Origin of the sequence: Alysiella crassa DSM 2578, from assembly GCF_000745955.1 — a bacterium.
GTDB lineage: Bacteria > Pseudomonadota > Gammaproteobacteria > Burkholderiales > Neisseriaceae > Simonsiella > Simonsiella crassa.
The window spans coordinates 1-6,992 of the sequence record NZ_JQKH01000107.1 but is presented as its reverse complement, the minus strand read 5'-3'; the positions used below and the strand labels follow the sequence as shown (position 1 = coordinate 6,992).

Below are 6,992 nucleotides of genomic sequence, written 5' to 3'. Positions count from 1 at the left end.
CATCATATTGAAGACTGGCAGCAAGAAAGCGGTGAGGCGTTCTTTAAACGGCTGCTGATTGTGGCGCAAAGCTGCCTGAATGTTTGGCATTTGATGCGCGATGACAGTCCTGAAACTCGAGAGTACTGCTTGTTTTTAATGCGCTTATCGGGTAAGGCGACCCGTAGGCAAAGTCCGATTACTGCTCCTGCTTTGCTTTTGGGTTATCTGAAATTGTTGGCAGCCAAAGAACTGCTGGACGAGATGACACCTGATGAAATCCGTGCCGCCGTCGCACAATTTACGCAGAAAACAAAATTGTGTAGATAGTTATAGTCTGCACCTAACCTCCGCCAGCGTGGGAGAGAACAGGTTTTATGCTGCCTTTCAGTATGCGACAATGTTTCAATCAAGAATGATGTAGGGTGCGCCGTGCGTACCAACTCGTTGGAATCATTGAAATATTGTGGTGTACTTGGTGCGTAATACGCACCCTACATGAATTGTGTCGTGTACTGAAAGGCTGCCTGAAATTTAAAACTTCTGTTTTTTCAATCTTAATGCGTTGCCCAACACCGACACGGAACTCAACGCCATCATCGCCCCCGCCATCACGGGCGTAAGCAGCCCCAGCGCGGCAAATGGAATCCCCAATAAATTATAAATAAAAGCAAAAAATAAATTTTGTTTAATGGTTCGAACCGTTGCTTGTGCGGTGAACAAGCCGTTCGCCAATTGTTGAATGGACGCTTTGACCAACACGGCATCCGCGCTCTGTTCGGCGATGTCGGTGCTGCCACGCACGGCAAAACCCACGTCCGCCAACGCCAACGCAGGTGCGTCATTGATGCCATCGCCCACCATCGCCACGCGTACGCCCGTTTGTTTGAGTTGTTGGATAAATTCGGCTTTTTGGCGTGGGGATTGGTTGGCGTGTGCCATGTGTTCGGGCAACCCCAGTTGTTGGGCGATGTGTTGGACGGTGGCGGCGTGGTCGCCACTCAAAATGTGGACGTGTATGCCGTGTTCACGCAAACGGGTGATGGCGGCGTGGCTGTCGGGTTTAAGTGGGTCGGCAAGGGCGAATGCGCCCAGTGCTTGATTATTTAATGATACGGCAACTAGGCTGGCGATTTGCCAAATGTTTGGATTATCAATATTGCTCCCCAAGTTTTCAGGCAGCCTGAAACCACAAAAATCTAATTTCCCCACTTTCACATTGCCCATGCCCACAATATCCGCGCTAATGCCTTCGCCCGCGACGGTGTTCACATTTTCTATGGGCAAATCAGCCAGTTCACGCTTATCCGCTTCTGCGACAATTGCCACCGCCCAAGGGTGCGCAGCGTGGCGTTCTACCGCCGCCGCGATTTGTAATAATTGTGTTTCGTCAATATGTTGGGCTGTCCAAATGGCGACAATATCGGGTTTGCCGAGTGTGATGGTGCCTGTTTTGTCTAAAATAATGTGTTCAATCGCGCCAGCCGCTTCCAATGCCGCCGCGTTTTTAAACCACACGCCGTGTCGCACCGCTACACCCATGCCCGCCATCATCGCGGCTGGTGTCGCCAAACCCAAAGCGCACGGACACGCCACCACCAACACCGCTACCGCACGCACCAAAGCCGCCGTCAAATCGCCCAAAATAAGCCAATTTAAAATCAATGTGATGGCGGAAATGGCTAACACGGTTGGCACAAACACCGCCGCCACTTTGTCCGCCAAACGCGCAATCGGGGCTTTGCTGCCCTGCGCGTCCGCCAACGCCGCCACCATGTCGCCCAATAGCGTGTCGCCGCCCAAACTTTCGGCGCGATAGTCCACGCTGCCTGAAAGAATGGAACCTGCTAATACTTTGTCGCCCAGTGTTTTGTAAATGGGTTGGCTTTCGCCTGTGAGATGGCTTTCGTCTGCCCACGCTTCGCCTGCAATCACTTCGCCGTCTGCCGCGACACGACCGCCGTGTACGCAACGCAAAATATCGCCAATTTTAATTGTGTCCAATGGCTGCGTTACCCAGTTTTCATTTTGGTAAACAAGGACTTCTCTGGGCGTGAGTTGCAGCAATGCGCCAAGTGCGTTCAGGCTGCCACGTTTGGTTTTCGCTTCCCAATATTTGCCCAGCGACACAAACGCCAACACCATCACCCCTGCTTCAAAATACACATGATGGCTGCCATACCCCGCCAGCACCATGCCCAGCGAATACAGATAAATCGCCACAGTCCCCATAGAAACCAACACGTCCATATTCGCCGCACCGCCGCGCACACTCGCCACCGCACCGCGATAAAAGGGCAGGGCAAAATAAGTTTGCGCTGCCGTTGCCAAGATGATTTGCGCCCAAAGTGGCGGCATGAGCGCGTGTGAACCCACCATCATGCCCACCATGCCCAGCATAAACGGCGCAGCCATCGCCAGTAAAGCCCACACGCGCCAATGGGTTTCGTGGTTGTTTTCAGGCTGCCCCGTATTGGGTAAGGCAGCCTGAAAACCTGTTTTTTCAATGATTTGGATTAGTTCATTGGGCGTGGTGCGTGTGTCATCAAATGCAATTTGGGCGGTTTCGCCTGCAAAATTGACGGTGGCGGATTGGACAAAATCTTTTTTGTTCAAGACTTTTTCAATGCGATTGGCGCAGGCTTGGCAGGTCATGCCGCGTATGTTTAGGTTGATGTGTTGGGTGGGCATTTTTTGGGGTCTCCGAAAATGGGTTCAGGCTGCCTGAAAATACATCAGACTTATTTTGTTCACATAGTTTGACATATTTTTTTTATTTTTTACAATAAATCATTCATTTTTTCTGTGATTAATAGAAAGGTTGTTCATCATGTATCAAAAATTGGGTTTATTGTTAATGGCATTCTCTTTATCTGCATGTACGGCAGATATGGAAAATTTAGTGAATGATACTTTTGAACTGGTCAATATGACAGGCACATTAGCTGGCAGCGTAGCCAATGCAACCCCGACTCAAATTTGCAATGAAGTAAACCAAAATCCACTCAATGCAAAAAACAAATATGTGGGTAAAACCATTCGTGCCACAGGTAAAGTATTGGGTATGTATGAAAGTAATACCATGATGTCGGCTTCTGCAGACAAATATAATATCAGTCTTAAATCGGGTTCTACGACAATGGCGGTTGGTTTGACAAGTAGCATGGTTGCACGTTCTTTGAAAAACGGACAAACTGTTACCATGAAAGGACGTATTAGCAGTGTAACAGATAGTAGTGGCAGATGTTTTATCATCATGAGAAATGCCATTGTAGATACGGGAACGAACAAATAAACAAAATCAAAACAGGCAGCCTGAAAACCGTTCAGGCTGCCTATTTTGTATTTACACCGCCACATCAAACCCAGCGTCTTCTACCACATCAATTAATGCCGCCACATTGGTTTGCGCCGAATCAAATTGCACCACCGCCGTACCGCTTGCCAAATCCACTTGCGCGTTTGCCACGCCAGTCGTTTCGCTCAAAACACGCGTTACGCTGCTGACACAGCCGCCGCAAGTCATGCCGTCAATTTTTAGGGTAATGGTTTCCATATTTGCTCCTAACTGGTTCAAAAGTAAAAAAGAATAATTATGCACTGAAATACGCCACTTTGCTGATGAGAATGTGTTTTCAGGCAGCCTGAAACCCCAAACTTTCGCTATAATAACGCGTTTTTTATCACAAAATTTTTTTCAGGCAGCCATCAAAATGCTAGACAAATACAACCCATCAGACATTGAAACCAAACATTATCAAAACTGGGAAAAACTCGGCTATTTCCAGCCCGACATGAGCCAAGCAAACCCACAAAACAGCTTTTCCATTCAACTGCCGCCGCCCAATGTAACAGGCACGTTGCACATGGGACACGCGTTTAACCAAACCATTATGGACGGCTTAACGCGCTACTACCGCATGGCAGGCAAACAAACCTGCTGGATTCCCGGCACCGACCACGCAGGCATCGCCACCCAAATCGTGGTGGAACGCCAGCTTGCCGAACAAAACTTATCACGCCATGATTTGGGGCGCGAAGCGTTTTTGGAAAAAGTATGGCAATGGAAAGAACAATCTGGCGGCACGATTACCCAACAAATGCGTCGCGTGGGCTGCTCCGCCGATTGGTCGCGCGAATATTTCACAATGGATGCGCCACGCGCCGAAATAGTTACCCAAGTGTTTGTGAAATTATACAATCAAGGCTTGATTTATCGCGGCAAACGCTTGGTAAACTGGGACCCTGTTCTCGGTACGGCGGTGTCGGATTTGGAAGTGGAAAACGTGGAAAGCGATGGCTCCATGTGGCACATTCGTTACCCATTGGCGGATATGCCGTCTGAAAGCGTGATTGTCGCCACCACGCGCCCCGAAACCTTATTGGGCGACGTTGCCGTAGCCGTTAATCCGACCGATGAACGCTATCAGCATTTGATTGGTAAATCTTTGATTTTGCCGCTGACAGGTCGCACCATTCCCGTGATTGCCGATGACTATGTGGACAGCGAATTTGGCACAGGCTGCGTGAAAATCACACCTGCTCATGATTTCAACGACTACGAAGTCGGCAAACGCCACGACACGGCTTTGATTAATGTATTGAGTTTAGACGCAAAAATTTTGGCAACGGCAGAAGTTTATGATTACCGCAGCAATGTACTGGAATCTTTCAGGCTGCCTGAACAATACGCAGGTTTGGACAGATTTGCCGCACGTAAACAAATCGTGGCTGATTTGGCGGAACAAGGTTTGTTGGCGGACACGAAACCGCACAAATTAATGACCCCCAAAGGCGATCGCACAGGCAGCGTCATTGAACCTATGCTGACTAATCAATGGTTTGTGAATATGCACGCCACGCCCAACGGCGGCGAACCCGCTTCTGAATTCAAAGGCATGAGTTTGGCGCAAAAAGCCAAACACGCCACCGACAGCGGCGCAGTCAAATTCATTCCCGAAAACTGGATTAACACCTATAACCAATGGATGAACAATCTGCAAGATTGGTGCATTTCGCGCCAATTGTGGTGGGGACACCAAATTCCTGCGTGGTACGATGAAAGCGGCAACATTTACGTTGCCGCCACCGAAGAAGAAGCGCAACAACAAGCAGGCAGCCTGAAACTGACCCGCGATGAAGACGTGTTGGACACTTGGTTCTCGTCTGCGCTGGTGCCATTTTCCACTTTGGGTTGGCGCGATGGCGAACCTGAAACGGCTGAATTACAAGCATTTTTGCCGTCCAATGTGCTGGTTACGGGCTACGAGATTATTTTCTTCTGGGTGGCGCGTATGATTATGATGACCACGCATATTGTCGGCAAAGTGCCATTCCATGACGTGTACATTCACGGCATTGTGCGCGACCACGAAGGCAAAAAAATGTCCAAATCCGAAGGCAATGTGATTGACCCTGTGGATTTGATTGACGGCATTGATTTGGATAACTTATTGATTAAACGCACAACAGGTTTGCGTAAACCCGAAACCGCGCCACAAATCAAAGAAGCCACCAAAAAACTGTTCCCCGAAGGCATTCCCGCAATGGGCGCGGACGCGTTGCGTTTCACGATGGCGAGTTACGCGAGTTTGGGTCGCAGCGTGAATTTTGATTTTAAACGCGCCGAAGGTTACCGCAATTTCTGCAACAAAATTTGGAACGCCACCAATTTTGTCTTAATGAACACGGAAGACAAAGACTGTGGCTATGGCGCACACGCCACCGAGCCACGCGCCTACTCATTCCCCGACCAATGGATTATTGGGCGCGTGAACCAAGTGGAAGAGCAAGTTGCCAAAGCGTATGAAAGCTATCGTTTTGATTTGGCGGCAGAATTGTTGTACAGTTTCATTTGGAATGATTATTGCGACTGGTATTTGGAATTGGCGAAAGTGCAATTGCAAACAGGTTGCGCCAGCCGCCAACGCGCCACACGCCATACTTTATTGCGCGTATTGGAAGTGAGTTTGCGTTTGTTGCACCCGATTATGCCGTTTATCACGGAAGAATTGTGGCAAGTGATTGCGCCGATGTGCGACCGTAAAGTGGCGGACAGCATTATGAATGCGCCGTTCCCGATTGCCGATTTGAGTTTTGTGGAACAGGGCGCGTTTGACAAAATGACGGCATTGCAAGACTTGATTGGCGCGGTGCGTAATTTGCGTGGCGAAATGGGCATTGCACCGAGCGTGAAAGCACCATTATTTGTGGAAAGCGCGGACGATTTGGCGGATTATTTGAAATATCTACCGATGATGGCGCGTTTAACCGAAGCCACGCAAGTTGCCACACTGCCTGAAAGCGAAGATGCGCCCGTTGCCGTGTGCAATGGTGCGCGTTTGATGTTGAAAGTGGAAGTGGACAAAGCCGCCGAAACCGCGCGTCTGAACAAGGAAGCCGAAAAGCTGAACAAGGCTTTGGATAAACTGAACGCGAAATTGTCCAAAGCAGGCTATGTGGACAAAGCCCCCGCGCATTTGGTGGAAAAAGACAAAGCGGAATTGGCTGATTTGCAAGAGAAAATGGCGAAAATTCAGGTGGCGTTGGATAAATTGAAGTAAGTTGAAAATCGGTATTCAGGCAGCCTGAAAGTGGGATTTTGGCTTTCAGGCTGCCTGAAAACTCAAATTTAAGATGACAAACATTGTGTTTTGATACATAATTTTGTTTACTTATGTAAAAATACTTGACAAAATTAAATAAGGCTTAAAAATGAACACGCAACACGCAACACGCAACACGCAACACGCAACACGCAACACGCAACACGCAACACGCAACACTAGCGTAATTTCTCTTTCTCAATCTTTCCATGCTTTTTTGGGAGATTGAGATGTCAAAAGTTAAAAATTCCAATCTTTCTAACGCCAAAAAAGCCAAAAATGACGAGTTTTACACGCAATATCATGACATTGAAAAAGAGATGAATGCCTATCTTGATTTTGATGAAAATGTGTTTCGTGGCAAAACCATTCTTCTGCCTTGCGATGACCCCGAATGGTCTAATTTCA

The 6,992-nt window shown here is 48.4% G+C and carries 5 protein-coding genes and 1 pseudogene; 4 read left to right on the top strand and 2 right to left on the bottom strand.

Annotation, left to right across the window (positions count from 1 at the left end):
- A pseudogene (locus tag Q338_RS14920) lies at positions 1 to 309 on the top strand (hypothetical protein); the annotation flags it as partial.
- 204 nt (positions 310 to 513) lie between these two features.
- Here the strand turns inward: Q338_RS14920 and Q338_RS11600 are convergent.
- Entirely contained in the window at positions 514 to 2,670 is a 2,157-nt protein-coding gene (locus Q338_RS11600; protein WP_034295611.1) for a heavy metal translocating P-type ATPase, read from the bottom strand.
- Positions 2,671 to 2,809: 139 nt separating this feature from the next.
- Here Q338_RS11600 and Q338_RS11595 point away from each other — a divergent pair, with 139 nt between their 5' ends.
- Positions 2,810 to 3,274 carry an OB-fold protein gene (locus Q338_RS11595; RefSeq protein ID WP_034295609.1) on the top strand — a complete coding sequence of 155 codons (465 nt, stop codon included), beginning with the start codon at positions 2,810 to 2,812 and terminating at the stop codon, positions 3,272 to 3,274.
- A gap of 51 nt (positions 3,275 to 3,325) precedes the next feature.
- On the opposite strand, the gene Q338_RS11590 is transcribed toward Q338_RS11595, so the two are convergent.
- Complete coding sequence (locus Q338_RS11590) at positions 3,326 to 3,535, bottom strand: heavy-metal-associated domain-containing protein (RefSeq protein WP_034295607.1); 210 nt, start codon at positions 3,533 to 3,535, stop codon at positions 3,326 to 3,328.
- A gap of 157 nt (positions 3,536 to 3,692) precedes the next feature.
- On the opposite strand from Q338_RS11590, the gene Q338_RS11585 reads away from it, so the two are divergent.
- Together Q338_RS11585 and Q338_RS15510 are read left to right on the top strand one after the other, a co-directional pair.
- The gene (locus tag Q338_RS11585) at positions 3,693 to 6,542 is read left to right on the top strand and encodes a valine--tRNA ligase (protein WP_034295606.1); all 2,850 of its coding nucleotides are present in this window, start codon (positions 3,693 to 3,695) and stop codon (positions 6,540 to 6,542) included.
- Between the two features lie 251 nt (positions 6,543 to 6,793).
- Positions 6,794 to 6,992 (top strand): adenine-specific methyltransferase EcoRI family protein (locus Q338_RS15510; protein WP_407059650.1); only part of this gene is annotated, 199 nt, incomplete at its 3' end.

Coding starts and splice junctions, on each gene's coding strand:
- Q338_RS11600 (WP_034295611.1), bottom strand. CDS start 2,670: ATGCCCACCCAACACATCAACCTAAACATACGCGGCATGACCTGCCAA.
- Q338_RS11595 (WP_034295609.1), top strand. CDS start 2,810: ATGTATCAAAAATTGGGTTTATTGTTAATGGCATTCTCTTTATCTGCA.
- Q338_RS11590 (WP_034295607.1), bottom strand. CDS start 3,535: ATGGAAACCATTACCCTAAAAATTGACGGCATGACTTGCGGCGGCTGT.
- Q338_RS11585 (WP_034295606.1), top strand. CDS start 3,693: ATGCTAGACAAATACAACCCATCAGACATTGAAACCAAACATTATCAA.